Annotated in this window: 21 protein-coding genes; 14 read left to right on the top strand and 7 right to left on the bottom strand. The window is 70.7% G+C overall.

Features of this window, described 5'->3' with window-relative positions:
* Nucleotides 1-80: 80 nt before the first annotated feature.
* From PIR02_13965 to PIR02_13955, 3 genes are all read right to left on the bottom strand, one after another.
* A complete protein-coding gene (locus PIR02_13965) occupies nt 81-962 on the bottom strand; it encodes a TatD family hydrolase (protein WZH39011.1) in 882 nt (293 codons plus the stop codon).
* A gap of 89 nt (nt 963-1051) precedes the next feature.
* Nucleotides 1052-2626: a methionine--tRNA ligase gene (gene metG, locus PIR02_13960; protein WZH35868.1), complete on the bottom strand. Its 1575-nt coding sequence runs from the start codon at nt 2624-2626 to the stop codon at nt 1052-1054.
* 78 nt (nt 2627-2704) lie between these two features.
* Nucleotides 2705-3721 carry a LacI family DNA-binding transcriptional regulator gene (locus PIR02_13955; GenBank protein WZH35867.1) on the bottom strand — a complete coding sequence of 339 codons (1017 nt, stop codon included), beginning with the start codon at nt 3719-3721 and terminating at the stop codon, nt 2705-2707.
* 169 nt (nt 3722-3890) lie between these two features.
* Here PIR02_13955 and PIR02_13950 point away from each other — a divergent pair, with 169 nt between their 5' ends.
* From PIR02_13950 to PIR02_13930, 5 genes are all read left to right on the top strand, one after another.
* Nucleotides 3891-5915 carry a beta-galactosidase gene (locus PIR02_13950; protein ID WZH35866.1) on the top strand — a complete coding sequence of 675 codons (2025 nt, stop codon included), beginning with the start codon at nt 3891-3893 and terminating at the stop codon, nt 5913-5915.
* A gap of 145 nt (nt 5916-6060) precedes the next feature.
* Nucleotides 6061-7296 carry a maltose ABC transporter substrate-binding protein gene (locus tag PIR02_13945; GenBank protein ID WZH35865.1) on the top strand — a complete coding sequence of 412 codons (1236 nt, stop codon included), beginning with the start codon at nt 6061-6063 and terminating at the stop codon, nt 7294-7296.
* A 68-nt stretch (nt 7297-7364) separates the two neighbouring features.
* Entirely contained in the window at nt 7365-8999 is a 1635-nt protein-coding gene (locus tag PIR02_13940) for an ABC transporter permease subunit (GenBank protein ID WZH35864.1), read from the top strand.
* Nucleotides 8996-9895, top strand: coding sequence for a sugar ABC transporter permease (locus tag PIR02_13935; GenBank protein ID WZH35863.1), 900 nt, complete (start codon nt 8996-8998; stop codon nt 9893-9895). Before PIR02_13940 ends, PIR02_13935 begins: the two co-directional genes overlap by 4 nt.
* 38 nt (nt 9896-9933) lie before the next feature.
* Nucleotides 9934-12162 carry a glycosyl hydrolase 53 family protein gene (locus tag PIR02_13930; GenBank protein ID WZH35862.1) on the top strand — a complete coding sequence of 743 codons (2229 nt, stop codon included), beginning with the start codon at nt 9934-9936 and terminating at the stop codon, nt 12160-12162.
* 38 nt (nt 12163-12200) lie between these two features.
* Here PIR02_13930 and rsmI read toward each other — a convergent pair whose 3' ends face one another.
* Nucleotides 12201-13019, bottom strand: a complete 819-nt coding sequence (rsmI, locus tag PIR02_13925; GenBank protein WZH35861.1) for a 16S rRNA (cytidine(1402)-2'-O)-methyltransferase — start codon at nt 13017-13019, stop codon at nt 12201-12203.
* Between the two features lie 23 nt (nt 13020-13042).
* Between rsmI and PIR02_13920 the strand changes: the two genes are divergently transcribed.
* Both PIR02_13920 and PIR02_13915 read left to right on the top strand, forming a co-directional pair.
* A complete protein-coding gene (locus PIR02_13920; GenBank protein WZH35860.1) occupies nt 13043-14617 on the top strand; it encodes a phospholipid carrier-dependent glycosyltransferase in 1575 nt (524 codons plus the stop codon).
* Nucleotides 14618-14621: 4 nt separating this feature from the next.
* A complete protein-coding gene (locus PIR02_13915; protein ID WZH35859.1) occupies nt 14622-15383 on the top strand; it encodes an AAA family ATPase in 762 nt (253 codons plus the stop codon).
* Between the two features lie 93 nt (nt 15384-15476).
* Here PIR02_13915 and PIR02_13910 read toward each other — a convergent pair whose 3' ends face one another.
* Genes PIR02_13910 through PIR02_13900 form a run of 3 tightly spaced genes read right to left on the bottom strand, consistent with a single transcriptional unit; the run spans nt 15477 to nt 19635 of the window.
* A complete protein-coding gene (locus PIR02_13910; protein WZH35858.1) occupies nt 15477-17294 on the bottom strand; it encodes a DUF255 domain-containing protein in 1818 nt (605 codons plus the stop codon).
* Nucleotides 17295-17311: 17 nt separating this feature from the next.
* On the bottom strand, nt 17312-18148 hold the full coding sequence (locus tag PIR02_13905) for an aldo/keto reductase (protein WZH35857.1): 837 nt from the start codon (nt 18146-18148) through the stop codon (nt 17312-17314).
* Nucleotides 18149-18207: 59 nt separating this feature from the next.
* Nucleotides 18208-19635 carry an aminotransferase class I/II-fold pyridoxal phosphate-dependent enzyme gene (locus PIR02_13900; protein ID WZH35856.1) on the bottom strand — a complete coding sequence of 476 codons (1428 nt, stop codon included), beginning with the start codon at nt 19633-19635 and terminating at the stop codon, nt 18208-18210.
* 117 nt (nt 19636-19752) lie between these two features.
* Between PIR02_13900 and PIR02_13895 the strand changes: the two genes are divergently transcribed.
* From PIR02_13895 to PIR02_13865, 7 genes are all read left to right on the top strand, one after another.
* A complete protein-coding gene (locus tag PIR02_13895; GenBank protein ID WZH35855.1) occupies nt 19753-20601 on the top strand; it encodes an acyltransferase in 849 nt (282 codons plus the stop codon).
* Nucleotides 20602-20603: 2 nt separating this feature from the next.
* Nucleotides 20604-22046 carry a dihydropyrimidinase gene (gene hydA, locus PIR02_13890; GenBank protein ID WZH35854.1) on the top strand — a complete coding sequence of 481 codons (1443 nt, stop codon included), beginning with the start codon at nt 20604-20606 and terminating at the stop codon, nt 22044-22046.
* 11 nt (nt 22047-22057) lie between these two features.
* The gene (locus PIR02_13885) at nt 22058-23086 is read left to right on the top strand and encodes a TIGR03842 family LLM class F420-dependent oxidoreductase (GenBank protein WZH35853.1); all 1029 of its coding nucleotides are present in this window, start codon (nt 22058-22060) and stop codon (nt 23084-23086) included.
* Between the two features lie 7 nt (nt 23087-23093).
* Nucleotides 23094-24065: an ABC transporter permease subunit gene (locus PIR02_13880; GenBank protein WZH35852.1), complete on the top strand. Its 972-nt coding sequence runs from the start codon at nt 23094-23096 to the stop codon at nt 24063-24065.
* Complete coding sequence (locus tag PIR02_13875; GenBank protein WZH35851.1) at nt 24062-24865, top strand: ABC transporter ATP-binding protein; 804 nt, start codon at nt 24062-24064, stop codon at nt 24863-24865. Before PIR02_13880 ends, PIR02_13875 begins: the two co-directional genes overlap by 4 nt.
* Nucleotides 24862-25644 (top strand): ABC transporter permease subunit, encoded by a 783-nt coding sequence (locus PIR02_13870; GenBank protein WZH35850.1) that lies wholly within the window; start codon nt 24862-24864, stop codon nt 25642-25644. The genes PIR02_13875 and PIR02_13870 overlap by 4 nt, the downstream gene beginning before the upstream one ends.
* A 68-nt stretch (nt 25645-25712) precedes the next feature.
* Nucleotides 25713-26888 carry an ABC transporter substrate-binding protein gene (locus PIR02_13865; GenBank protein ID WZH35849.1) on the top strand — a complete coding sequence of 392 codons (1176 nt, stop codon included), beginning with the start codon at nt 25713-25715 and terminating at the stop codon, nt 26886-26888.
* Nucleotides 26889-26965: the final 77 nt, after the last annotated feature.

The raw sequence follows: 26965 nt of genomic DNA, 5'->3' as shown, positions 1-26965 counted from the left end.
CGATGACACAACCTCAGAGGCATCCGGCCCCCTCCGCCGGAGGATACGCACATCGCGGAGCGTGTGACCCGCGATCCGGGTCAGAACGCGCCGTACACCTCGATCGTGTTCGCGGCGACCTGGGCGGCGAGTTCGTCGGCGTCGACCCCCAGCTCGGCCGCGAGGAACCGCAGCGTGACGGGGATCAGATACGGAGCGTTGGGGCGACCGCGATACGGCACCGGCGTGAGGAACGGCGCATCGGTCTCGACGAGGATCCGCTCGCGCGGAGTCACCGCGAGGGCATCGCGGAGGTTCTGCGCGTTCTTGAACGTGACGTTGCCGGCGAACGAGAGGTAGTAGCCGCGATCCGCGGCGATCCGGGCCATGTCGGCATCGCCCGAGAAGCAGTGGAACACCGTCTTCTCCGGTGCCCCGACCCGCTTGAGCGTCTCGAGCACCGCCTCGTGCGCGTCGCGATCATGGATCTGCATCGCGATGTCGTGCTTCTTCGCCAGGGCGATGTGCGCTTCGAACGAGCGCATCTGCGCCGGGATGCCATCGGCCTCGGTTCGGAAGAAGTCCAGTCCCGTCTCGCCGATGGCGCGCACCCGCGGCGCGGCCGCGAGCTCGTCGATGACCGCGATCGCGGCATCCAGCTCCCCCGCCCGCTCGTAGACCGGTGCCTCGTTCGGGTGGATCGCCACCGCCGCCAGCACGCGGGGGTGCCTGTCGGCGGCCCACGCCGACCAGCGGGAGGAGTCGACGTCGCCGCCGGCCTGGACGACACCGTGCACACCGACGGCCAGGGCGCGCTCGAGCTGCTCGTCGAGCGACAGACCGGTCTCGCCGTCCTCGATCTCGAGGTGCGTGTGGTTGTCGTAGACCGGCACGCCCAGAGGCTCGGGCGCGGGCGGGTAGCTGACGTCGCGGCGCCCGTCGGCGGAGCGCTCGCGCACGTACTGGCTGGGATCGCCCTCGATCGGGCCGCGAGGGCGGGCGACGGGGGTGGAGCCGGGGGCGGACCCGTCGACGGGCTCGGGGACCGCCGCCGGATCCGGGGCCGACGTGCTCACGCCTGCTCGACGCGCGGGAACAGCGGAGACAGGCCGTTCACCGACGACCCCGGCCGCAGGACGCCCCAGTGCCCGGCCTCACGAAGGGGCTGGTCGCGCAGACGCCCGATGCTCTCGGCCGCACCCAGCGCGACCCACAGCTTCTCTGTCGAGATCGGCATGACCGGGGACAGCAGCACGGCGAGTGCGCGCAGTCCCTCGGCGGCCGTGTACAGAACCGTGCCGAGGCGCTCGCGCTTCTCCGGATCCTTCGCCAGGGCCCACGGCTCGTTGTCGGTGATGTAGCCGTTCAGGGCGTCGACGATCGTCCAGATCGCGGCGATCGCCTCGTCGATGCGGAATTTCTCGATGGCCGCGTCGGCGTTCGTCGCGGCATCCGCCACCGTCTGCTGGATCGCCGAGTCGGCCTCGGTGAAGGCGCCCGCGGGCGGCACGATCCCCTCGAAGTAACGCTCGATCATCGCGATCGTGCGGGATGCGAGGTTGCCGAAGCCGTTGGCGAGCTCGGCCTGGTAGCGCGCCGAGAGGTCTTCCCACGAGAACGAGCCGTCCTGACCGAAGGCGATCGCGGAAAGGAAGTAGAACCGGTACGCGTCGGAGCCGAAGACATCGGTGATCTCGGTCGGCGCGATGCCGGTGAGCTTCGACTTCGACATCTTCTCGCCGCCGACCAGCAGCCAGCCGTGCGCGAACACTCCGCGGGGCACTTCGAGCCCCGCGGCCATGAGCATCGCGGGCCAGATGACGGCGTGGAAGCGCAGGATGTCCTTGCCGACCACGTGGTACGCAGGCCAGCGGCGCGCGAACTGCTCGGGGTCGTTGCCATAGCCGACGGCCGTGGCGTAGTTGAGCAGCGCGTCGACCCACACGTAGATGACGTGCGCGTCATCCCACGGCACCTGGATGCCCCAATCGAAGGTCGACCGCGAGATCGAGAGGTCTTTCAAGCCGTTCTTGACGAACGAGACGACCTCGTTGCGCGCCGACTCCGGGCGGACGAAGTCGGGCTCGGTCTTGTACAGCTCGAGCAGGCGGTCCTGGAACTCGCTGAGCTTGAAGAAGTAGTTCTTCTCCTGCAGCAGTTCGAGCGGCTTGGAGTGGATCGCGCAGACCTTGAGTCCCTCGAAGGGGCCCTCGCCGTCGACGATCTCGGCCTCGGTCTTGAACTCCTCGCATCCGACGCAGTACAGCGCCTCGAACTCACCCGCGTAGATGTAGCCCCGGTCGTAGAGCGCCTGCACGAACGTGGCGACGCGCTCCTCGTGTCGGGCCTGGCTCGTGCGGATGAAGTCATCGTTGGCGACGTCGAGCGTCTTCAGCAGCGGGAACCACGACTCGCTCACGAGCTTGTCGACCCACTCCTGGGGGGTGGCACCGTTGGCGGCGGCCGCACGCATCATCTTCTGGCCGTGCTCGTCGGTGCCGGTCAGCATCCAGGTGTCGTCGCCGGCCTGCCGGTGCCAGCGCGCGAGGGCGTCCACGGCCACGGTCGTATAGCCGTGGCCGATGTGGGGGACGTCGCTCGGGTAGTAGATCGGCGTCGTGATGTAGAAGGATCGGCCGGAAGTCACCCCAGGATTCTACGGGGGCGCGCTCATGCCCGGCGGTCGCATGACGGCTCGACGGCGCGCGTCGCGCGAGGGCGGCGGTCAGGCGGAGTCGCGCGCGACGAGCGTGGTCGACAGCACCACCGGTGAGACGGGGCGCCCGGCGATGGCATCCAGGAGCAGCGTGACCATCCGCTCGCTCAGCTGCTCCCACGGCTGGCGCATGGTGGTCAGCGCAGGCTCGTGCGTGGCGGCGAGGCCCGAGTCGTCGAATCCGGCGACGGCCACATCGTCGGGAACGCGTCGCCCCGCCCGGCGGAGCGTCTGCACCGCGCCGGCGGCCATGGAGTCGGAGGCCGCGAAGACGGCGTCGACATCCGGCGCGCGCTCCAGCAGCCGAGCCATCGCGGCAGCCCCGGAGTCGAAGGAGTAGTCGCCGATCTCGACGAGGGCGGGGTCGAAGTCCGCGCCCATCTCCTTCCGGAATCCCACGAGCCGGAACCGCCCTCCGGGAGTGTCGTCGGGACCGGCGATCATCGCGATGCGTCGATGCCCGCGGGATCGGAGGTAGGCGGTCATCTCGCGCGCGGACCCGCTCTCATCGACCGACACGCTGAGCACTTCGGCCCGGTGTCCGAGAGGGACGCCGCACGAGACGGTGGGGATGCCGGCCTCCAGCAACGACTCCAGCAGGGGGTCGGCCTCGTGCGAGGAGATGAGCAGCACGCCGTCGACGTGCCCGGCGCTGACGTAGTGCTCGACGTTGGCTCGTTCGGCCGGCGTGCCCGCGATGAGGAGCACGAGGGTCATCCCCCGCTGCGACAGCGCCTCGGCCGCGCCCCGCAGGAGCAGCGCGAACGTCGGGTCGTCGAAGAGGAGGTGCTGCGGCTCGGTCATGAGGAACGCGAGGGAGCCGGACCGACCGGTCGCGAGGCTGCGCGCGGCGTGGTTCGCGGTGTACCCCGTTCGTTCGATCGCCTCTTCGACAGCGGCGCGCGCGTCGGGAGACACCCAATGACCGCCGTTGATGACCCGCGATACGGTGCCCCGCGACACTCCGGCAGCGGCGGCGACGTCGCGGATCGTCGGCTTGCGACGAACGGTCGGGGTCTGCTCCATGCGGGAATGCTATCGGCCTGCGGGCGGCGGAGCGCCCGCAGGACACGACTGAACTGGGACCGGTCACAGTTGCATAACGAACCAGGCCTCGACGTTGCGCGCGACGGCCGGAGCCGCAGAAGCTGTGACCGGTCCCAGTCCGGGCCGCTCGAAGATCCGATGGAGTGTCATGACCCGCGTTCCCCCCTGGCCCGCTCTCGACGGCATCGCCTACGGCGGTGACTACAACCCCGAGCAATGGCCGCGCGAGGTCTGGGACGAGGACGTGCGCCTCATGCGCGAGGCGGGCGTCAACCTCGTGAGCGTCGGCATCTTCTCGTGGGCCCTCCTCGAGCGCAGCGAGGGCGTCTTCGACTTCGCCTGGCTCGACGATCTCCTCGACCTCCTGCACGCCCACGGCATCTCCGTCGACCTCGGCACACCCACCGCCTCCCCGCCTGCGTGGTTCTTCCATGCCCACCCCGAAGCACGCGTCATCACCCGCGACGGCCGCACGATGGGCTTCGGCTCGCGGGGCATGGCATCCCCCTCCTCCCCCGCGTACCGCGCCGCGATCGCACGGATCGCCGACGCCCTCGCCGCGCGCTACGCCGCGCACCCCGCGGTCGTCCTGTGGCACGTGCACAACGAGTACGGCGTACCGGTGGGCGAGGACTACTCCCCCGCCTCGGTCGCCGCCTTCCGTGACTGGCTGCGAGAGCGGTACGGCTCGCTCGACGGCCTCAACGCGGCCTGGGGCACCGCCTTCTGGGGCCAGCACTACGGCGACTGGGAGCACGTGGGCGCGCCCGCCGATGCCCCGAGCGTCGTCAACCCCGCGCAGCGCCTCGATTTCGCACGGTTCACCGACCACCAGCTGCGCGCGTGCTTCCGCATCGAGCGGGATGCCATCCGCGCCCACGCCCCGCAGCCGGTCACGACCAACTTCATGGCGAACCAGAGCTGGACCACCGACCTGTGGGCGTGGGGCAAAGAGGTCGACATCGTCTCGGACGACCACTATCTGTGGGCTGCCGACCCCGACGGCCACGTCGGTCTCGCCATCGCCGCCGACCTCTCGCGCTCCGTGGGCGCGGGGGCTCCGTGGATCCTCATGGAGCACTCCACCTCGGCCGTGAACTGGCAGCCGCGCAACGTTGCCAAGCGCCCGGGCGAGATGGCCCGCAACTCGCTGACGCACCTGGCGCGCGGCGCCGACGCGATCCTCTTCTTCCAGTGGCGTGCCTCGCGCTCCGGCGCGGAGAAGTTCCACTCGGCGATGCTCCCCCACGCGGGCACCGACTCCCGCGTCTGGCGCGAGGTCGTCGACCTCGGCGACGCGCTCGGCCGCCTCGGCGAGGTGCGCGGCGCGCGCGTGCAGGCCGAGGCCGCGGTCCTGTGGGATTTCGAGTCGTTCTGGGCGCAAGATCTCGAGTGGCGCCCCTCGGTCGACGTCACGCACCAGGCGCAGGTGCGCGCCTACTACGAGCAGCTCTGGCGCGACGGCATCACCGCCGACTTCGCGCTGCCCGGCAACGACCTCTCGGGGTACCGCCTTGTCGTCGTGCCGGCGCAGTACCTGCTGACGCAGAAGGACGCCGACAATCTCGCCGCCTACGTGTACGGGGGCGGCACGCTCGTGGTCTCGTTCTTCTCGGGCATCGTCGACGAGAACGACGCCGTCCACCCCGGCGGCTACCTGGCTCCCCTGGCCGACGTGCTCGGCGTGCGCGTAGAGGAGTTCCTGCCGCTGCGCGAGGGCGAGACGACGACGCTCGAGAACGCCGACGGCACCGCCCTGACCGCCCGAGCGTGGGCCGAGGACCTCCTCGTCGACGATGCCGAGACCGTCGCCCGCTACGTCGACGGTCCGGCCGCCGGGCGCGCCGCCCTCACCCGCCGTTCCCACGGCGCCGGGACGGGGTGGTACATCTCGACGAGCCTGGATGCCGACAGCCTCGCCCGCGTGATGGCCGCCGCCTACGCCGATGCGGGCGTCTCGGCATCCGGTGTCCCTGCCGGGTGCGAGGTCGTCGTCCGCCGCTCGCAACGGCACGACTTCACGTTCGTGATCAACCACCGCGACGACGCCGTGGACCTCGCGATCGACGGGACGGAGCTGCTCACCGGCGCCCCCACGTCAGGATCGCTCACCGTCCCCGCCGGGGGCATCGCGGTCGTCCGCACCGATCGCGAAGGGGGCGACCGCCGCTGACGGCTCGGCACCGCCCCTCCGGCGTGACCGCACCGACGCGGTCACACCCGGGTCGCCGCCCGGCGACCCCGCTCGACCCGACCGCGACGACCGCGGCCGACCACTCCGACCGCAATGGCTGCGGTCGCACAGAAAGGGACCTCTCATGCGCATGACAGCACCCCGGCGCACGCTCCTCGGCTCGGCGGCGATGCTCGCCGTCTCGGCCCTCGCCCTGACCGGCTGCTCCGGCGGCGGAGCCGGCGACGACACCGCCGCGGGCGGCGACGGCCCCGAGATCGTCGTCTGGACCGACGCCGAGCGCGAGCAGGCCATCGGCGACGCCGCGAAGGCGTTCGAGGAGGAGACGGGCGCGACCGTGCGTCTCGTGCAGAAGAACTTCGAAGACCTGCGCAACGACTTCATCGCCCAGGTCCCCACCGGCGAAGGCCCCGACATCACCGTCGGCGCGCACGACTGGCTCGGCGCGCTCGTCGCCGCCGGCGTCGTCGACACGATCGACCTCGGCGACACCGCGTCGAACTTCGAGCCCGTCGCCCTCGAGGCGATGACGTACGACGGGCAGCTGTACGCCCTGCCGTACTCCCTCGAGACGGTGGCGCTGGTGCAGAACACCGCGCTGGTCGGCGCCGAGGCGCCCGCGACGTGGGACGACATGATCCAGCGGGGGCTGGCATCCGGGGCCGAGCGGCCCTTCGTCATCAACACCGCGGGCGAGACCGGCGACGGCTACACGATGTACGGTCTGCAGACCTCGTTCGGGGCCCCCGTCTTCGTGCAGGATGCCAGCGGTTCGTACACGTCCGAGGTGGGCATGGGTGGGGCGCCCGGCGAAGCCTTCGCCCAGTGGCTCTCGACCAACGGCCAGGCCGGCTACCTCTCGACCACGATCGACTACGACATCAACAACGAGCTCTTCGCGAGCGGCAAGGCGCCGTACACGGTCCAAGGTCCGTGGGCCATCAGCTCGTTCGACGGCATCGACGTCGCGGTGAACCCGATCCCCAGCGCCGGGGGCCAGACGGCTGCGCCGTTCGTGGGCGTACAGGGCTTCTACCTCAGCGCGCAGAGCAAGAACGCCCTGCTCGCGACCGAGTTCCTCGTCAACTACCTCGGCACGGAAGACGCGCAGCGCGCGCTCTACGAGGCCGACCCGCGCATCCCCGCGTACACCTCGCTCGGCCAGGAGGTCGCCTCCGACCCGATCATCGCCGGATTCCTCGCCTCCGCGCAGAACGGCGTGCCCATGCCCTCGATCCCGGAGATGGGATCGGTGTGGGACCTCTGGAACGCCGCCGAGGCGCAGATCATCTCGGGCGCCGAGCCCGTCTCGACGTGGAACCAGATGATCACCGACCTGCAGAGCACCCTGGCCGGTTGACGACTCCGCGGGCGGTCGCGATCGTTCGCGGCCGCCCGCGGTACCACCCCGACGAATCCGGAGCACCCATGTCGGTCACCCCACCCGTCGCGCCCCCGGGCGCGGCCCCCACCGCCCCCGCGCCGCTTCCCTCGCCGCGCGGCGAGTCGCACGCCCGCAGCTTCCGCGGCATCGGCGTCGGCTTCCTCGTGAAACTCGTGATCATGGCGGTCGTCAACGCCTTCGGCATCCTGACGATCCTCACCGCCGTCGGTGCCGACTCCTGGCTGCTGGCCTCGATCACCGCCGTGCTGCTGATCGTCGCCGACGTCGTCTACTTCACCCGCCGCGCACTGCCGTTGAAGTACCTGCTGCCGGGGCTCATCTTCCTCTTCGCCTTCCAGGTCTTCATCTTCGGATACACCGCGTACATCGCCTTCACCAACTACGGCACCGGTCATGCGGGCTCGCAGGCGCAGGCGGTCGATGCCACCCTCATCCAGGGCGAGCGCCGAGTCGACGACTCCGCCACGTATGCGATGTCCGTGGTCGAACGCCTCGGCACCTACGGCCTCGCGATCGCCGACGACGACGTCGTGCGCGTGGGCACGCCCGACGAGCCCCTGACCACGGTCGACGGCGAGATCGGCGCGAGTGGCGCCCCCACCGAGGTGTCGGGCTGGACGGTCGTGCCCCGCGCCGAGGTGCTCACCGACCCCTCGGTGCAGCAGGCGGCCGCTGCTCTCCGCGTCCCGCTGTCCGACGATCCCAACGACGGCGCGCTGCGTACGCGCGACGGATCGACCGCGACGGTCTACACCTCGACCCTCGTGTGGGACGAGCAGGCCCAGACGATCACCGACACCACCACCGGAACCGTCTACACCGCAACCGACCGCGGCACCTTCACCTCCGCCGACGGGGAGAGCCTGCCCACCGGGTGGTACGTCAACGTGGGGTTCGAGAACTTCCTGCGCGTCTTCACCGACGGCGCCCTGCTGCAACCGCTGCTGTCGGTCACGGGCTGGACGTTCGCGTTCGCGATCCTCTCGGTCGTGGTGAGCTTCGGCCTCGGACTGCTGTTCGCGCTCATCTTCAACGATCCACGCGTGCGGGCGCGCAAGTTCCTGCGGACCCTGTTCATCCTCCCGTACGCGTTCCCCGCCTTCATGTCGGCGCTGCTGTTCCGCGGCATGTTCAACTCCGAGTTCGGCGTCATCAACGACGTCTTCTTCTTCGGCCTGCCGATCAACTGGCTCGGCGACCCCGTGCTCGCGAAGCTCGCGGTGCTGTGGGTGAACGTGTGGCTCAGCTACCCGTACTGGTTCCTCGTGTGCACGGGCGCTCTGCAGGCCCTCCCCTCCGACACCCTCGAAGCCGCTCAGCTCGACGGCGCCGGCCGGTGGCGCTCGTTCCGCTCGATCGTGCTGCCCCTGCTGCTCGTGTCGACCGCGCCGCTGGCGATCTCGTCGTTCGCCTTCAGCTTCAACAATTTCACCGTCATCTACATGTTCAACAACGGCGGCCCCGCGATACCCGGCGCGCCCTACGCGCTGGGCTCGACCGACATTCTCATCTCGGCCATCTACGACATCTCCGGCGTCTCGGGCGGAGCAGCCGACTACGGCCTCGCCAGCGCCCTGTCGATCGTCGTGTTCGTCGTCGTCGGCGCCATCTCGGCGCTGGCTTTCCGTCAGACCCGCAAGCTGGAGGAGTTCGCATGACCGTCACCGCACGCGGCACCGGGCGCGACGCCGCCCGCACCACCCCGGCGAAGAAGCGCCGCTGGCTCGCCGAGGTCGGCTGGAAGTACCCCGTCGCCGCCCTCATCGCCTTCTACGCGCTGTTCCCGCTCGTCTACGTGCTCTCGGCCTCGCTCAACCCGCGCGGCAGCCTCGCCTCCTCGAACGCGCTCTTCTCGTCGGTGGACGTCGCCAACTACGCCGCCCTGTCAGGGACGAGCTACTGGACGTGGGTGGGCAACACGCTCTTCATCGGGGGCGTCGCCTCGGTCGGCGCCGTGCTGATGGGCGCAGCGGGAGCGTATGCGTTCTCGCGCTTCCGCTTCTCGGGGCGACGCGCGAGCCTCACCGGCCTGCTCATCGTGCAGATGTTCCCGCAGGCGCTGGCGTTCGTGGCCATCTTCCTCATGCTGCTGACCATCGGCGAGGTCGTTCCCGCGCTCGGCATCAACTCCAAGCTCGCGCTCATCTGCGTCTACCTCGGCGGCGCGCTCGGGGCGAACACGTTCCTCATGTACGGCTTCTTCAACACCATCCCGATCGAGATCGACGAGTCGGCGAAGATCGACGGCGCGACGCACGCGCAGATCTTCTGGCGCCTGATCATGCCGCTCGTGACCCCGATCCTCGCGGTCGTGGCACTGCTCGCCTTCATCGCCGCCTTCGGCGACTACATCCTCGCGCGCATCATCCTCGTGTCCGAAGACAACTGGACCCTCGCCGTCGGCATGTACCAGTGGGTCTCGAACCAGCTCACCTCCCGGTGGGGCCTGTTCGCCGCGGGGTCCGTGCTCGCGTCGATCCCGGTGCTCGCCCTCTTCCTGTCGCTGCAGCGCTACATCGTCGGCGGCCTCACCCAGGGGTCGGTCAAGGGCTGAGCCCCGACCGCCCCGTTCCCCGATCGATGGAGATCCGGATGCCGAAACACCCCCGCCCCACGGCCCTCGCGGCCCTGACCCTCGGCGTCGCCCTTGCGGCGGCGCCCGTCACCGCGGCTCAGGCCGCACCCGACGACGGACCGGTCGACGCGGGGATCACCGTTCCGCGCGTCGAGAACCTGGCATCCGACTTCGCCCTCGGCGTGGACGTGTCATCGGTGCTGTCGCTCGAAGAGTCCGGCGTGGTGTTCCGCGACGACGACGGCACCCCGGCCGACCTGTTCGCCGTGCTCTCCGACCACGGCGTGACAGACGTGCGCGTGCGGGTGTGGAACGACCCGTTCGACGCCGAGGGCCGCGGGTACGGCGGCGGCAACGTCGGGGTGGATCGCGCCGTCGAGATCGGCGAGCGCGCGACCGCCGCGGGTCTGGGCGTCGCCGTCGACTTCCACTATTCCGACTTCTGGGCCGATCCCGCCAAGCAGACGGCGCCGAAGGCGTGGGCCGGAATGGATGCCGCCGAGACCTCCGCCGCGGTCGAGGACTTCACGCGCGACGCGCTGTCGGCGTTCGTCGCCGCCGGCGTCGACGTGCAGCTCGTGCAGGTGGGCAACGAGACCAACGGCGGCGTCGCGGGGGTGACCGGCTGGCCCGACATGGCGCGCGTGTTCTCGGCGGGATCCGCCGCGGTGCGCGCGGTGACGCCCGACGCCCTCGTCGCCGTGCACGTCACGAACCCCGAGCGTCCTGGCCACTACGCCGCGTACGCCGCACAGCTCGCGGCGAACGCCGTCGACTACGACGTGTTCGCCTCGTCGTACTACCCGTTCTGGCACGGCACGACCGAGAATCTCACGACCGTGCTGCGCGAGGTCGCCGACACCTACGACAAGAAGGTCATGGTCGTCGAGACCTCGTGGGTGCGCACCCTGGATGACGCCGACGGCCACCCCGATGTGATCGACAGTGCCGCGGAGGCCGAGGCGTACCCCGTCAGCGTCCAGGGCCAGGCGACCGCGCTGCGCGAGGTCGTGCAGGCCGTCGCCGACGTAGGCGAGGCCGGCATCGGCGCGTACTACTGGGAGCCCGCCTGGCTGCCCGTGGGCTCCGCCGACGAGCTGGAGCAGAACCGCGTGCTCTGGGAGCGCGACGGCTCGGGCTGGGCCACGAGCTTCGCGGGTGAGTACGACCCGGAGGATGCCGGCGAGTACTTCGGCGGGTCGGCGTGGGACAACCAGTCGCTGTTCGACGTCGACGGCACGCCGCTCGAGTCGCTGCGCACGTTCGAGTACGTCCGCACCGGCGCGGTCGCACCCCGGGAAGTCACCGGCGTCGACACCGTGCGCGTCGCGATGACCGCGGGCGAGGAGCTCCTCCTCCCCGAGAGAGTGACCGTGCGCTTCAGCGACGGCACGAGCGAAGACAGCCCCGTGACCTGGGAGGCTGCTCCCGACCTCGCGAAGCCCGGCGCCTACGAGATCGTCGGCACGACCGCCGACGGCTACGCGGCGCTCGCCGTGGTGACGGTCGCCGCCGAGAACCTGCTGCGCAACCCCGGCTTCGAAGATCCCGACGTCTCGATGTGGACCGTCGAGGGTCCGCTGTCGCTGCGCGCGACGGACGACCCTCGCACGGGCGAGCGCTCGGCCCACTTCTACGCCGCCTCGGCGACGTCGTTCGCCCTCGAGCAGCGCGTCGACGACCTCCCGGCGGGACGCTACGTCGCGACAGGATCGCTGCAGGGCGGCGCGTTCGGTGACGGCACCGCCGCCATCGAGCTGATCTCGGATGCCGCCACCGCCACCGTCCCCTTCACCGCGGGCGGGTGGCGGGTGTGGTCGGAGCCACGCACCGACGAGATCGAGGTCGCGGAGGGAGAGAGTCTGACGGTCCGCGTGATCGCCGACCTGCCGACCGGGGCGTGGGGCACGATCGACGACCTCGGCCTCGAGAAGGTCGGTGCCGTCGCTCCGCCGCCCGGGGAGCCGACGCCCTCGCCCACGGAGCCGACCCCGACGCCGGAGCCCTCGCCGGGTGAGCCGACCCCGGGGCCCACCCCCGGTCAGCCCACGCCCGGCGCGCCGACGGCGGAGCCGTCCACGCCCGCGACGCCCGCGCCCACCACGCCGGCGCTCTCGACCCCGGCGCCTTCGACGCCGGGCGGTCTCGCCGCGACGGGCACCAGCGTGCCGTTCGGGCTCGCTGCCGCCGGCCTGCTCGCCCTCGCCGCCGGCGTGGGACTGATCTGGCGTCACCGCCGTCGGTGAAGCTCGACGCGGGGCGGACCGCTCGGTCCGCCCCGCGCTCAGCGCTTGACCGCGAGACCCGCCTGATACAGCTCGCGCGACGGGTGACCGGTGAGCGACGCCACCTCGGACGCCGCGTCCTTGAGCCGCATACCGCCCCGCACGAGTTCGAGCACCTGGGTCACGGCATCCGGGAACGCCACCTCTCGTGCCGTGGCTCCGCCGACGACGATCGCGATCTCGCCCCGCACCCCCTCGGCCGCCCATGCAGCGAGCTCGGCGAGGGTGCCGCGCTTGACCTCCTCGTAGAGCTTCGTCAGCTCCCGACAGACCGCGGCGGGCCGATCGGCGCCGAAGGTGGCGGCGAGGTCGTCGAGGGTGGATGCCAGCCTCGACGGCGACTCGAAGAACACCAGAGTCCGCTCCTCCGATGCCAGCTGCGCGAAGGCTTTGCGCCGTTCACCGGGCTTACGGCGGGGAAAGCCCTCGAAAGCGAAGCGATCGGTGGGAAGCCCCGCCACGGCGAGCGCGGTCACGACGGCGCTCGGACCGGGGAGGGCGGTGACCGTGACGCCCGCGGCGGCGGCCGCGGCAACCAGCCCGTACCCGGGGTCGCTGACGGTCGGCATGCCGGCGTCGCTCAGTACCAGGAGGTCGTCCTCGCGCGCCAGCTCGACGAGCTCGGCGGCGCGTTCCTTCTCATTGTGGTCGTGCAGGGCGATGAGCCGCGGGCGGTTCTCGACACCGAGCCCCGCGAGCAGGCGCTGGGTGGTGCGGGTGTCCTCCGCGGCGACGACCGTGGCGTTCTCCAACGCGTCGACCAGGCGACGCGAGGCGTCCCCCAGATTGCCGATGGGGGTCGCCGCGAGGATGATCACCGTTCCACCTTAGGCTGGGGGCCGTGAGCACCGACGTCTCCCCTCTGCTCCCCCCGATCGAGCGCACGCGCCTCGACCGGTGGCGTGACGCGCTGCTCGGCGACCCCCGGGGTCTGCGCCTGTGGCGCTGGCTCGCCCCGGCGCTCGTGACCCTCGTCGCGGCTGTGCTGCGCCTCATCGACATCGGTAACCCGCACCAGCTCGTCTTCGACGAGACCTACTACGTCAAAGACGCGTGGAGCCAATGGGTGCTCGGGTACCCCTCGACCTGGCCGACCGACTTCACCGATACGCAGTTCGCCGCCGGCGACACCGACGCCTTCACCGGCATCGGGAGCTACGTGGTCCATCCCCCGCTCGGACGCATCCTCATCGGTGCCGGCATGGCCGTGTTCGGCGCCGACTCGGCGACGGGCTGGCGGATCGCCGCCGCCGTGTTCGGCACGGCCACCGTCCTGCTGATCTACCTGTTCGCGCGCACGCTCACGCGATCCCTTCCGCTGGCGACCGTGGCATCCGGTCTCTTCGCGATCGACGGCCTGGGGATCGTGCTGAGCCGCATCGCGCTGCTCGACATCTTCCTCACGTTCTTCGTGGTGCTGACATTCTGGTTCGTCGCCCTGGATCATCGGCGCACCGGCGATCGACTCGCGGCGCTCCTGGCGGCCCGCGAGGGCGACCCGCCGATGTGGGGGCCCATCCTGTGGAACCGCCCGTGGCTTCTCGCCGCCGGCGCCGCCGCGGGCGCCGCGACGGCGGTGAAGTGGTCGGGCCTGTACGTCCTCGCGGCCGTCGGCATCTACGCCGTCGTGACCGACGCGCTCGCTCGCCGTCGCGCCGGCATCGGTCAGTGGCCGATGGATGCCGTCCGCCAAGGCCTCGCCTCGTTCGTCCTTCTGGTGCCGGTTGCGGCGGTCGTCTACCTGGCCAGCTGGTCGGGGTGGCTGTTCACCGCCGGGGGCTACATGCGCAGGACCCCCGGGCCGGAGACCGGATTCTGGTCGTGGGTGCCGCAGCCCCTGCAGAGCCTCTGGATGTACCACGAGGCGATGTACAGATTCCACGTCGGCCTGGTCACTCCGCACAGCTACGCGAGCCCCGCGTGGCAGTGGCCGTTCCTCATCCGTCCGACCTCGATGTACTGGCACCAGGACGACTACGGCGTCAACGGCTGCGGTCTGCCGAGCGGCTGCACGGAAGCGATCTCCAGCCTCGCGAACCCCCTCATCTGGTGGGCCGGGATCGCGGCATCCCTCTATCTGCTGGTGCGCGTCGTGCTCGTGCGGGACGGGCGTTACGCGCTCGTGCTGACGGGCCTCGCCGCGACCTACGTGCCCTGGCTGCTGTACCCCGAGCGCACGATCTTCCAGTTCTACACGGTGACGATGCTGCCGTTCCTCGTGCTCGCCCTCGCGTTCGCCGTGCGCGACATCGCCCGCGGCATACGAGGCATGACGCGGGCGAACGGGCAAGGGATCGTCATCGTCTTCCTCGCCGTCTGCCTGCTGATCTCCGCTTTCTGGTACCCCGTGTGGGCGGGGCTCCCGGTGCCATACGAGTTCTGGCGCCTCCACAACTGGCTGCCCACCTGGATCTGACGACGTGACGCGCGGCGACGAGTGGCTCCACGACCCGCGTCCGGTGCAGCGGGTGAAGCTGTTCCGCGACGCTCCCGTCGAGCAGGGTGCGTGGCCGGCGAGCATCCCGGCGGTCGCGCAGTTCCTCGAGGTCGCGGCCGGCGACGGGTGGGAGTTCGGCCCCGGGGTGACCTTCCTCGTCGGCGAGAACGGCTCCGGCAAATCGACGCTGATCGAGGGCATCGCGGAAGCGGCCGGACTCCCGGCCGAGGGCGGGTCGACGAACGGCGGGGGCGAGACCCGGCGCACCGAGAGCCCGCTGGGCGAGTGGCTGCGCATCGAGCGGAGTCCCCGCGCCCCGCGATGGGGCTTCTTCCTCCGCGCAGAGACGATGCACAGCTACTACTCGTGGCGCGACGATCTCGGCGGCCCGGCGCCCAGCCTGCACGAGATGAGTCACGGCGAGTCGTTCAACAGCCTCCTCGACGAGGTGCTCGACCACGAGCGCTACGTCGCCGGCCTGGCGTGCCTCGACGAGCCCGAGGCCGCGCTGTCGTTCTCGTCCACCCTGCGCTGGCTGGCATCCCTCGATCGCATGCGCTCCCGCGGCACGCAGGTGATCTGCGCCACGCACTCCCCCGTGCTGGCCGCGCTGCCGGGGGCCGCGATCCTCGAGCTCGGCGAGTGGGGCATCCGCGAGAGCGCCTGGGAGGATCTGGATCTGGTGCGGTTGCACCGCGGCTTCCTGGAGGCCCCGGGGAGGTATCTGCGGCACCTGCTGGAGTGAGCGGATCCGGAGACGGGAGTCGGATCCGGACCGATTCACGTCGTGGCTCCGGATCTGCGGCCGTTCTCCGGATCCGTAACCACCGGAAGGCGCTCAGACCAGCCGCGCGGGATCCGTCGTCGGCAGCGCACACGTGAATGCGCGGCAGTCGTAGGCGGTGGCCTCCCCGCTCAGCGCGGTCTTTCCCGCGAACAGCTCGAAGCCGGCGTCGGCGAACGCGACAGCCTGGTCGGGTGACACCACCGCGACCACGTCGGCGGCGACGCGGCGCGCGGCGTCGGCGATCTCGGCATCCGGTTCGCCCACGACGACGACCTGACGGGGGGCGGATGCCAGCCCCACCGCCACCTCGAGGATCGCGCCGTGCGCGAGCGGCGCCGACAGCGCCGAGCCCGCCGCCGCGCGCACGAGCACCTCTGCCGCGGCGCGATACCGCTCACCCGCCCCGAGCCGCCACAGATCGAGAGCCGCGGCGGCGAAGGCCGAGGGACCGGAAGGCGACGCGCCGTCGCTCGGGACGCCGTGCGGCTGCATCCCCTGCGCGACGAGCACCGGGTCGCCACCGCCCGGAGGATGGATGCCGTCGTCACCGAGGCAGAGATCGATCAGCGCCCGGGCGCGCTCGGCGTAGGCGACCTCGCCGGTGGCGCGCGCGAGGGCGAGGAGGCCGCGAGCGAGTCCGCCGTAATCCTCGAGCGTGGCGGGAGCCGTGGAGCGGATCTCGTCGAGAGACGCGCGACGGAGCGTGCCGTCGTCGGCGACGTTGCTCTCGAGCACCGCGTCGGCGACCCACCGCGCGGCTTCGAGGAAGCGCGGGTCGGTGGGGGTTCCGGCGGCGGCGAGCGCCGCGATCGCGTGGCCGTTCCAGCCGGTCACCACCTTCGCGTCGAGGGCCGGAGGCTGCAGCCCCGATCGGTCGGCGACGCGGTAGTACCCGCCCTCGTTGCGCACGCCGTGGATGATCGACTCGGAGTCTTGCGCGGCGGCGATCCCGCCGGAGGGGAGCTGCAGCACGTCGACGAGGAAGCGGGCCGCGTCGGTGGCGGTCGCCTCGTCGCCGGCGGCGAGGGCGACCTCGACGAGGCCGGCGTTGTCGGTGAGCATGCGCTCGTAGTGCGGAACGCTCCAGTCGCGGCGGGTCGCGTAGCGGAAGAAGCCGCCCTCGACGGTGTCGTGCAGGTCGGACGCCACCATGGCGGCGAGGGCTCGGGATGCCACGGCCGCGGCCTCCGGGGCCTCCGCCGCCAGCGCGGGGTGCTGGAGGAACCGCAGGACCGGGGTGTTGGGGAACTTCGGGGTCTCGAACGCCGGGCCCGCGGCGAACCCCGCGTACTCGCGGTCCTCGCGGGCGGCGACCGTCCGGGCAGCGTCAGCGAGCTGGTCGAGGGTCGGCGAGGTGTCGGCGGACGAGGTGACCGCCGCGGCGAGGGCGTCGCGGAGCGAGGAGCCCGTGGCGTGCACCTCGTCGCGGCGCTCGGTCCACGCCTCGCGGACGGCGGCGAGCACCTGCCGGAACGACGCCTGCGGCGGGCGCGGCGTCGGCGGGAAGTACGTGCCGGCGTAGAACACGCGCCCCTCGGGCGTCGCGAACACCGTCAGCGGCCACCCGAGGTGCGGCGTGAACGCGGACGCGGCGTCGAGGTAGGCGGCATCCACGTCGGGATGCTCCTCGCGGTCGACCTTGATCGACACGAAGCCCTCGTTCAGGATGCCGGCGGTCTCGGCATCCTGGAACGACTCGCGCGCCATGACGTGACACCAGTGGCAGGTGCTGTAGCCGATCGAGACCATCACGGGGACGTCTCGCTCGGCCGCGAGCGCGAACGCCTCGGCCCCCCACGGGAACCACGCGACGGGGTTGTCGGCGTGGGCCCGGAGGTAGGGGCTCGAGGCGTTCGCGAGGCGGTTCATGCGCGCGTGCGCTGGGGTCAGTTCAGGTCGTCGGGGTGCGTACCCACGCGACCGGAGTCGTCGCCCGGGTCGACGGCATCGATCGCGGCCATTTCGTCGGCGGTCAGCTCGAAGTCGAAGAGGGCGAAGTTCTCCTCGAGACGCTCGCGACGCACCGACTTGGGGAAGACGATGAAGCCGTGCTGGATGTGCCAGCGCAGCACCGCCTGGGCCGGGCTCTTGCCGTGGGCCTCGGCGGCATCCTTCACCGCGGGGATCTCGAACAGGTCGTACTTGCCCTGGCCGAGCGGGCCCCACGACTCGATGTGCATGTCGTGCTCGGCGCCCCAGGCGGCGATCTCGCGCTGGCTGAGGGCAGGGTGCAGCTCGACCTGGTTCACCGCGGGGGTGACACCGGTCTCGGCGACGATCCGCTCGAGGTGCGGCACGAGGAAGTTCGAGACGCCGATCGAGCGGGTCTTGCCTGCGTCGCGGATCTCGATCAGCTTCTGCCACGCGTGGACGTAGTTGTCCTTCTTCGGCGTCGGCCAGTGGACGAGGTACAGGTCGACGGCGTCGAGCTGCAGCTTCTGCAGGCTCTCATCGATCGCCGCGAGCGGCTCGTCGCCGTCGTGCCGGTCGTTCCAGAGCTTCGTGGTCACGAAGAGCTCGTCGCGCGGGATGCCGCTGGCGGCGATCGCGCGGCCGACACCCTCTTCGTTCTTGTAGATGGCGGCGGTGTCGATGTGGCGGTAGCCGACCTCGAGCGCCTCGGACACGGCGCGCTCGGCGTCGTCGGCGGGCACGAGGAACACGCCGTAGCCGAGCTGGGGGATGGAGTTTCCGTCGTTGAGCTGAACAGAAGGAACGGTCATGCATCCAGCGTAGAAGCCACTCGGGAGTCCGGCGCCGGGGTTGACGAGTCCCGGGACGGTCACGAAACAGGCGCGGCGACGGCCGCTCGCGCGAGCGCCTCGGCGACGAGGCGCACGTTCTCGACCACCGATCCCCCGGTGACCCGGACCCACCCGCCGACACTCGCTCCACCGTCCGCGACGCCCGCCTCTGTCGGCACGTCCACGACGAACGGGGTCCCGGCAGCCACCGCGATCCCCTCGGCCGCGAGGTGCACGAGGGCGGCGCGTTCGTCGCGTACCGGCATCCACAGGTTGATGCCGTCCGGCTCGCCGACGTCGACACCCAGGCGGCGGAGCCCCGCGGCGAGGCGGTCGAGGCGGTCCCGGTAGATCAGACGGGCGGTGCGCACCGGCGCGATCGAGCGCGGGTCCGTGAGCAACTCGAGCAGGATCGCCTGCAGCAGTCGCGACGTCCACCCCGGGCCCAGCATGCGGCGGCGGATGATGCGTTCGACGATCTCCGCGGGGCCGCCGAGGGCGGCGATCCGCAGATCGGGTCCGTGCGACTTGGAGAATCCGCGCACGTGTACGACCTGCCCGGGGATCCAGAGTGCGAGCGTCACGGGTGGAGCCGAAGCGATGAGCGCGGAGTGGTCGTCTTCGATCACCGTCACCCGGGTACCGCCGGGCACCGTGAGCAACACGTCGGCGAGGCGCCGCGCGCGCTCGAACGACATCGACGCCCCCGTCGGGTTCTGCGCGCGCGGCTGGAGTACGAGCGTCGAGGGCCGCTGGGCCAGGGCGCGGGCGAGGGAGGAGGGAAGGACGCCGTCCCGGTCGCTCTCGAGCGGGAGCGGCACCCCTCCGGTCGCCTCGACGAGGTCGAAGATGTAGGGGAACCCGGGCGACTCCACCGCCACCCGGTCGCCGAACCGCACGACCTGCTCGACGGCGCGGGAGATCCCGTCGAACGCCCCGTCCACCACGGTGATCGCCTCGACCCCCCGCACGGGCCACTGCTCCCGCAGGAGCTCGTGCAACTCGGGCAGCACCGGCAGATCGTGGTAACGCCCGGTGTCGGCGCGGGGACGCGCGTGGGCGAGCGCCCGTTCGAGCGAGGGGAGCATCGCGGGGTCGGGCGTCCCCAGAGACAGGTCCAGACCGGCGGATGCCGGACCCCGCCGTCCGTCTCCAAGCCCCGGCGGGACGGACACCGGGGCGCCGACGGCGGGGGCGGAGAGTCCTCGGACGCGCGGGCTCAGCCACTCCCGCCGCTCCGACCGGACGAACGTTCCCGCCCTCCCGCGTGAAGTGACGACCCCGGCATCCGCGAGGGCACGCCACGCGGTCGCGACGGTGCCGGTCGAGACCTCGAGGGCGGCGGCGACCTGACGCACGGTGGGGAGCCGGTCACCGGGCGGGAGCGTGCCCTCGCTGACCAATCGCGCGATCTCCGCGGCGAGTCCCGCGGCGGTGCGTTCGACGAGGGTGTCGGGCGCCAGCATCCGGACCTCCAATTAACGGGGGTGTCACTCGTGGAAATCGTCGGGAAATGTTCAGGCGCGACAGTAACAGAACACGACACGACCGGACAGTGGCCGGTCGAGAGCGGGAGGAACCCCATGACGACGGTGCGAGCGGCCATCACGCAGACGACGTGGACCGGCGACAAGGAATCGATGCTCGACAAGCACGAGCAGTTCGCGCGCGACGCAGCCGCCGCGGGGGCGCAGGTCGTCTGCTTCCAGGAGCTGTTCTACGGCCCCTACTTCGGCATCACGCAGGACCAGAAGTACTACCGCTATGCCGAGCCGGTCGACGGGCCCATCGTGCAGCGCTTCGCGGCGCTCGCGAAAGAGCTCGGTCTCGTGTCGGTGCTGCCCATCTACGAAGAGGCCCAGACGGGCGTCTACTACAACACCTCGGTGCTCGTCGACGCCGACGGCACGGTGCTCGGCAGCTACCGCAAGAACCACATCCCCCACCTCGAGAAGTTCTGGGAGAAGTTCTACTTCCGCCCCGGCAACCTCGGCTACCCCGTCTTCGACACGGCCGTCGGCAAGGTGGGCATGTACATCTGCTACGACCGCCACTTCCCCGAGGGGTGGCGCGAGCTGGGCCTCAACGGCGCGCACATGGTCTTCAACCCCAATGCGACCAAGCCCGGCCTCTCGAACCGGCTGTGGGAGGTCGAGGGTCCCTGCGCCGCCGTCGCCAACGGCTACTTCGTGCTGCAGCCCAACCGCGTGGGCCGCGAGGACAACGAATACGGCGACGACGCCGTGTCGTTCTACGGCACGAGCCAGGTCATCGACCCCCGCGGCAACCACGTCGGTGCCGTCGGCTCGTCCGAGCACGAGGACGTGCTCATCCGCGACCTCGACATGGATCTCGTGCAGCAGATGCGCGACGACTGGCAGTTCTACCGCGACCGTCGGCCCGACACCTACGGCGAGATCGTGGAGGCCTGAGCATGGGCACCACCCTCATCACCGGCGGAACCGTCGTCAACGCCACGGGAACGGGAGCGGCAGACGTCCTCATCGACGGGGAGACGATCGTCGCCGTGCTGCAGCCGGGTTCCACCCTGCTCGGGCATGACCTCGCCGCCTCCGTCGACACCGTCGTGGATGCCACGGGGAAGTACGTCATCCCCGGCGGCATCGACGCGCACACGCACATGCAGATGCCGTTCGGGGGGACCGAGGCATCCGACACGTTCGAGACCGGCACGCGCGCCGCCGCGATCGGCGGGACGACGAGCATCGTCGACTTCGTCGTGCAGTACCCGGAGGAGAACATCCTCGACCGCTACCAGGCGTGGCAGGACAAGGCCGCGGGCGAGTGTGCGATCGACTACGGCTTCCACCAGATCCTCTCCGACGTGCAGGAGAGCTCGCTCACCGCGATGGACGAGCTCATCGCCGAGGGCGTGACGAGCTTCAAACTGTTCATGGCGTACAAGGGCGTGTTCCTCTCCGACGACGGGCAGATCCTCCGCGCCTTTCAGAAGGGCGCCGACACCGGCGCGATGATGATGATGCACGCCGAGAACGGCGCGATCATCGACGTGCTCGTGCAGCAGTCCCTCGCCCGCGGCGATGCGAGCCCGTACTTCCACGGCACCACCCGGCCGTGGCAGGCCGAGGAGGAGGCCACGCACCGCGCGATCATGATCGCCGACATCACCGGCGCTCCGCTGTACGTCGTGCACGTCAGCGCCAAGCAGGCGGTCGAGCAGATCGCCGAGGCCCGCGACCGGGGCATGAACGTGTTCGGCGAGACGTGCCCGCAGTACCTCTACCTGTCGCTCGAGGACCAGCTCGGCGCCTCGAGTGAGGAGTGGGGCGACTTCGAGGGCGCGAAGTGGGTGTGCTCCACGCCGTTGCGCTCGAAGCACGAGGGTCACCAGCACCACATGTGGCAGTCGCTGCGCACCAACGACATCCAGATGGTCTCGACCGACCACTGCCCCTTCTGCATGAAGGGCCAGAAGGACATGGGAATCGGCGACTTCTCCCAGATCCCCAACGGCATCGGCTCGGTCGAACACCGCATGGACCTCATGTATCAGGGCGTCGTCACCGGACAGATCACGCTGCCGCGCTGGGTGGAGCTGACCAGCACCACTCCCGCTCGCATGTTCGGCATGTACGGCAAGAAGGGCGTCATCCAACCCGGCGCCGACGGCGACGTCGTCGTCTACGACCCGAACGGTCACACCTCGATCGGCATCGGCGAAGGGCGCTCTCACCACATGAACATGGACTATTCGGCGTGGCAGGGCTACGAGATCGACGGTCGCGTCGACACGGTCCTCTCGCGCGGTCGTGTCGTCGTGGACGGCTCGGGGTACGTCGGCTCGAAGGGCCACGGCCGCTACATCGCCCGCGGCCTCAGCCAGTACCTGGTGTGAAAGGAACGACCATGGATTTCGGCGTCGTCCTGCAGACCAACCCGCCCGCCGCCCGCACGATCCAGCTGTCGCAGCTGGCCGAGGCGCACGGCTTCAGCCACGTGTGGACCTTCGACTCCCACCTGCTGTGGGAGGAGCCCTACGTCGTGCACTCGGCGATCCTGGCCGCCACCCGCCGGGTGACGGTGGGACCCTTCGTGACGAACCCGGCCACCCGCGACTGGACGGTCACGGCCTCCACCTTCGCCACGCTCAACGAGATGTACGGCAACCGCACGATCTGCGGCATCGGTCGCGGCGATTCCGCGGTGCGCGTCACCAACGGTCGCCCGACGACGCTGAAAGCGCTGCGCGAGTCGATCCATGTCATCCGCGAGCTCGGCAACTCGCGGGCGGTCGAGTACAACGGCGCCACCCTGCAGTTCCCCTGGAGCCGCGGCTCGAAGCTCGACGTGTGGGTCGCCGCCTACGGACCCCTCGCGCTCAAGCTCACCGGTGAGGTCGGCGACGGCTTCATCCTCCAGCTCGCCGACCTCGACATCGCCGAATGGATGATCGCGACCGTCCGCCGCGCGGCCGAGGATGCCGGACGCGACCCCGACGAGATCGCCTTCTGCGTGGCCGCGCCCATGTACATCGGCGAGGACACCCCCGAGAGCCGCGCGCACATGCGAGAGCAGTGCCGCTGGTTCGGCGGAATGGTCGGCAACCACGTCGCCGACATCGTCGCGAAGTACGGCGGCGACTCCGACGTCCCGGCCGCACTGACCGACTACATCGCCGGCCGCACCGGCTACGACTACAACTCCCACGGCAAGAGCGACAACGATCACGTCGACTTCGTGCCCGACGAGATCGTCGACCGGTTCTGCGTCCTCGGCACCGCCGAGGAGCACATCGCCAAGCTCGAGAAGCTGCGCGCCCTGGGGGTGACGCAGTTCGCCGGGTACCTCCAGCACGACAACAAGGAGGAGACGATGCGCGTGTACGGCGAGACGGTCATCCCCGCGCTGTCCGCGCACGTGGCGGCGAAACGGTGACCCGCTCGTGACGGACCAGGTCCTCACTCCCGGCAGCACCGAGGTCGTCGGCGAGGAGCGGATGCCACGGGCACCCCGCGCCACGCGCGGGCGCGCCGCGGCGGTCCGGGTCGGCTGGGGGGTCGCGGGCGTGGCCGCTGTCATCGCGATCTGGGAGCTGTACAAACTGCTCGGACCCGCTGACGGCGTGACCGTCGGCAGCGACGGCTCCGCCGGATCGGGCGTGATCCTGCTCCCCCGCACCCACGATCGCGCGATGCCGCACGTGTGGGACATGGTCGCGCGGATGTTCGCTCCGACCAGCGGGGGCGACACCCCCGCACTGATCGTCTCGGTCGGCGAGGCGGCCGCCACGACGCTGGGCCTCGCCGCACTGGGCTGGCTCATCGGGGTCATCGTGGGCTCGCTGCTCGGGATCGCGATGCAGCGCTGGCGGCTCGTCGAGGCGGGGCTCCTGCCCTGGATCATCGTCAGCCAGATCGTGCCGCTGATCGCTTTCGCGCCCGTCGTCAATGCGCTGGGCACGCAGATCGACCGTTCGGGCTTCCCCTGGCCGCAGTGGTTCTCGGTCGCTCTCATCGCGTCGTACCTGGCGTTCTTCCCCGTCGCGGTGGGCATGCTCCGCGGACTCGAGACTCCCGACCAGCTCCACCTCGACCTCCTGCGTGCGAGCTCCGCCGGGTGGTGGCAGACGCTCGTCCGCCTACGCCTTCCCGCCGCGGTACCGCACCTGCTTCCGGCACTCCGGCTCGCCGCGGCATCCGCCGTCGTCGGCGCCGTCGTCGCCGAGGTGTCGATCGGTCCCCGGGGCGGTATCGGCCGCATGCTCATCCAACTCGCGGGTCAGGCGTCGTCCGATCCCGCCGCCCCCTGGGCTCCCACCTTCGGCACCGTCGTCATGGGACTCGTCGCCGCCGGGGGCGTCGCGCTCGTGGGCGTCGCCCTTCATCGTTTCCGTCGCGGGGAGGACACCGCATGACCACCGACACCATCACGACCGCCGTTCGCGCCCGCGGCCTGGGCAAGGTGTTCCCCAGCGCCGGCGGCGAGGTCGTCGCGCTGACCGGCGTCGACCTCGACATCGCCTCCGGCGAGTTCGTCTCGCTGATCGGCCCCTCGGGATGCGGCAAATCGACGTTGCTCCGTCTCATCGCCGACCTCGACACCGCGACCAGCGGCGACCTGACGCTCTCGGGCAAGACAGCCCGCCAGGCTCGTCTCGACCAGGACTACGGGATCGCCTTCCAACAGGCGGGGCTCCTCCCGTGGCGGACGGTCGCGGCGAACATCGCCCTCCCGCTCGAGCTTCATCGGTGGTCCCGCGCCCGCCGCGACGCGCGCGTCGCGGACCTCGCCGAGCTGGTCGGGCTCACCGACTTCGTCGCACGCTACCCCGACCAACTCTCCGGCGGCATGCAGCAGCGCGTCGCGATCGCCCGCGCCCTCGCGGCCTCGCCGAGACTGCTGCTGATGGACGAGCCGTTCGGCGCCCTCGACGAGATGACCCGCGAGCGCTTGCAGTCCGAGCTCGCGCGGATCGCCGCCGAAACCGGGGCGACGGTCGTCTTCGTCACGCACTCGATCCCCGAGGCCGTCTTCCTCTCGGACCGCGTCGTCGTGATGAGCCCGCGCCCGGGACGCATCACCGACATCATCGACACCCGGCCCGGCAGAGCGCGCGATGAGCTCCTGCGCGAGTCGCCCGAGTACTTCTCCCGCGTCACCGCGGTTCGCGAAGCGCTGCACGGCTCCCCCGTGAACCGGGCGAACGAGCGATGACGGCCGCTCGACTGCCCGGGTGGGCGCGCCTGGCCGCGCCGGTGGTCGTCGGCATCGCCGGGCTCGCCGCCTGGTACGCCTTCGTCGCCTCCGGGAACGCACCGAGGATGCTGCCCGACCCGTTCGCGGTGGCCGCCGAGTTCGGCGAGCGCTTTGGCCTCATCGCGGAAGCCGCGGGGATCACGGGAACGAACGCCCTCGTCGGACTCGTCGCCGGCAGCCTCATCGCGGTCCTGCTGGCCGCCCTGGCCGCCACCTGGCGGCCCGTCGACGGCATGACCGCTCCCCTGGTGGCGGCCCTCGCGGTCGTGCCGATCGTCGCGCTCACGCCCATCTTCAACACCATGTTCGGAGCGTCGAGCCAGTTCGGTCGCCAAGCCGTCGCCGGCATCGCCGCGTTCGTCCCGGTGTTCGTCAACACTCTTCGGGGCCTGCGGCAGACCCGCCCCGTCCAGCGCGACTTCTTCCGCGCGACCGCGGCGAGCGGCGGCCAGACCTTTCTCCGGCTCACGCTCCCCACCGCGCTGCCCTACCTCGTCACGGGCGTGCGGGTCGCGGCATCCCTCGCGGTCATCTCGGCCCTCGTCGCCGAATACTTCGGAGGGCCGGCCGACGGGATCGGCACCGCGATCGCCACCTACGCCAAGTCGGGACGCGCCGCCCTCGCCTGGGCCTTCGTGGGCGGCGGCATCGTGATCGGCCTCCTCTTCTTCCTCGTCACCTCGGTTCTCGAACGCGTCGTCGCGCGCCGGCTCGGCGCCGGACGCCCGTCGAGCTGAACGGCATCCCTCCGACGAAAGAGCCTGCACCACCCGACATCGCACCACCCGATCCGGAAGGACCATCCATGAGACACAGCACCAGACGCGCCCTCGGCGCCGTCGCCGGCGTCGCCGTCGCGGCCCTCGCGCTCTCCGCCTGCTCGGGCGGCGGAAGCTCCGAGCCCGCCGCCTCCGACGGCGACTTCACGCCCCTGACGTCGGTGAAGCTGCAGCTGCAGTGGCTCCCGCAAGCGCAGTTCGCCGGCTACTACGTCGCGCTCGACAAGGGCTACTTCCAGGAGGAGGGCTTCGACTCGGTCGACGTCATCCCCTCCGGTGGAGACATCGTGCCCCAGGATGCTCTCGTCGCCGGAGACGTGGACTTCGCCGTCGCCTGGGTTCCGAAGGTGCTCGGCACGCTCGAGAATCAGGGCGTCGAGCTCACCGACATCGCGCAGGTCTTCCAGAAGTCGGGCACGACCCAGGTGTCGTGGAAGGACTCGAACATCACCAGCGTCGACGACTTCGAGGGCAAGCGCATCGGCTCGTGGGGCTTCGGCAACGAGTGGGAGATCTTCGCCGCGATGGCCGACAAAGGCCTCGACGCCTCGAGCGTGCAGATCACGACGCAGGATTTCTCGATGAACGCCCTGCTCGACAAGGACGTGGATGCCGCCCAGGCGATGACCTACAACGAGCTGGCCCAGCTGTTCGAGACCGTCAACCCCGCCACCGGGAAGCTCTACACGATGGACGACGTCAACGTCATCTCGTACGAGGACACCGCCGGAGCCATGCTGCAGGATGCGATCTGGGCCGACACGAAGCGCCTGTCCGACGACCCGGCCTACGCCGACGCCGCCACCCGCTTCCTCAAGGCCGTCGTGAAGGGCTGGGTCTTCGCCCGGGACAATCCCACCGAGGCCGCGGACATCACCTACAAGGCGGCGACCGCTCCCGGCGTCAACGCCTTCCCGGTCGGACCGACCCACCAGCTGTGGCAGATGAACGAGGTCAACAAGCTCATCTGGACGGGGGGCGACTTCGGCACGATCGACTCCGCCGCGTGGGACAAGACGGTCCAGGGCGCGCTGAAGGCCGTGAACCAGGACGGCCTCAACCTCATCACCACCGAGCCCGCCAAGTCGGCGCACTCGAACGAGTACATCGAGAAGGCGCTCACCGCGCTGAAGGAGGAGGGGGTCACGGTCGACGGCACGTACACGCCGATCGACGTGACCCTCACCGAGGGCGGCCAGTAGGAGCAGGCACACACGGGGCGGTCGGGATGCCACCGGCCGCCCCGTCGCGCGCGTTCGGTGTTCTCGCCGGGTGGCGT

The sequence above is a fragment of the Microbacterium enclense genome (assembly GCA_038182865.1).
GTDB lineage: Bacteria > Actinomycetota > Actinomycetes > Actinomycetales > Microbacteriaceae > Microbacterium > Microbacterium enclense_B.
Note: the sequence above shows the minus strand (reverse complement) of the source record. Positions and strands in the feature narration are given on the sequence as shown.

Bases quoted from the DNA above. Each gene is read 5' to 3' on its own strand.
- PIR02_13930 (WZH35862.1), top strand. From the start codon at position 9,934: ATGCCGAAACACCCCCGCCCCACGGCCCTCGCGGCCCTGACCCTCGGC.
- PIR02_13950 (WZH35866.1), top strand. From the start codon at position 3,891: ATGACCCGCGTTCCCCCCTGGCCCGCTCTCGACGGCATCGCCTACGGC.
- PIR02_13905 (WZH35857.1), bottom strand. From the start codon at position 18,148: ATGACCGTTCCTTCTGTTCAGCTCAACGACGGAAACTCCATCCCCCAG.
- PIR02_13945 (WZH35865.1), top strand. From the start codon at position 6,061: ATGCGCATGACAGCACCCCGGCGCACGCTCCTCGGCTCGGCGGCGATG.
- PIR02_13955 (WZH35867.1), bottom strand. From the start codon at position 3,721: ATGGAGCAGACCCCGACCGTTCGTCGCAAGCCGACGATCCGCGACGTC.
- PIR02_13870 (WZH35850.1), top strand. From the start codon at position 24,862: ATGACGGCCGCTCGACTGCCCGGGTGGGCGCGCCTGGCCGCGCCGGTG.
- PIR02_13885 (WZH35853.1), top strand. From the start codon at position 22,058: ATGGATTTCGGCGTCGTCCTGCAGACCAACCCGCCCGCCGCCCGCACG.
- PIR02_13940 (WZH35864.1), top strand. From the start codon at position 7,365: ATGTCGGTCACCCCACCCGTCGCGCCCCCGGGCGCGGCCCCCACCGCC.
- PIR02_13875 (WZH35851.1), top strand. From the start codon at position 24,062: ATGACCACCGACACCATCACGACCGCCGTTCGCGCCCGCGGCCTGGGC.
- PIR02_13895 (WZH35855.1), top strand. From the start codon at position 19,753: ATGACGACGGTGCGAGCGGCCATCACGCAGACGACGTGGACCGGCGAC.
- PIR02_13865 (WZH35849.1), top strand. From the start codon at position 25,713: ATGAGACACAGCACCAGACGCGCCCTCGGCGCCGTCGCCGGCGTCGCC.
- PIR02_13910 (WZH35858.1), bottom strand. From the start codon at position 17,294: ATGAACCGCCTCGCGAACGCCTCGAGCCCCTACCTCCGGGCCCACGCC.
- hydA (WZH35854.1), top strand. From the start codon at position 20,604: ATGGGCACCACCCTCATCACCGGCGGAACCGTCGTCAACGCCACGGGA.
- PIR02_13935 (WZH35863.1), top strand. From the start codon at position 8,996: ATGACCGTCACCGCACGCGGCACCGGGCGCGACGCCGCCCGCACCACC.
- PIR02_13900 (WZH35856.1), bottom strand. From the start codon at position 19,635: ATGCTGGCGCCCGACACCCTCGTCGAACGCACCGCCGCGGGACTCGCC.